This window comes from Pseudomonas karstica (genome assembly GCF_009707515.1).
In the GTDB taxonomy this organism is placed as follows: domain Bacteria; phylum Pseudomonadota; class Gammaproteobacteria; order Pseudomonadales; family Pseudomonadaceae; genus Aquipseudomonas; species Aquipseudomonas karstica.
Map to the genome: position 1 here is coordinate 1 of NZ_WLYI01000101.1, position 334 is coordinate 334.

1 pseudogene is annotated in these 334 nt (G+C 62.9%); it reads right to left on the reverse strand.

The annotated features are described in order from the left end of the window. Nucleotides 1-334: pseudogene (locus GIR22_RS26065) on the reverse strand (type IV secretion protein Rhs); the annotation flags it as partial.

Consider the following 334-nt stretch of genomic DNA (forward strand, 5'->3'; position numbering starts at 1 on the left):
GGCGCGGGTCAGGCGGTCCAGGGGGTCGTAGTGGTAGTCGTGTTGGCCTTTGCGGGTGTCGAGGGTGCGGGCCAGGTTGCCGCGTTGGTCATAGTCGTATTGACGGCGGGAGTGGCGGTGTTCCTGTTGGGTCAGGGCATGGGCGTGCAGGCGGCCTTGGTCGTCGTAGTGGTAATGGCTGAGCAGTTGGCCTTGCTGGCGTTGGTGTTCGCGGCCGGATTTGAACAGGTGTGAGGTGAGGGGTTTTCCATTGAGTTCGACGGTGGCGAGGTGGCCGCCTTTGTCGTGGTGGAAATTGAGGCGGTTGTTGTCCGGCAGGCGCAGGTGTTTGAGC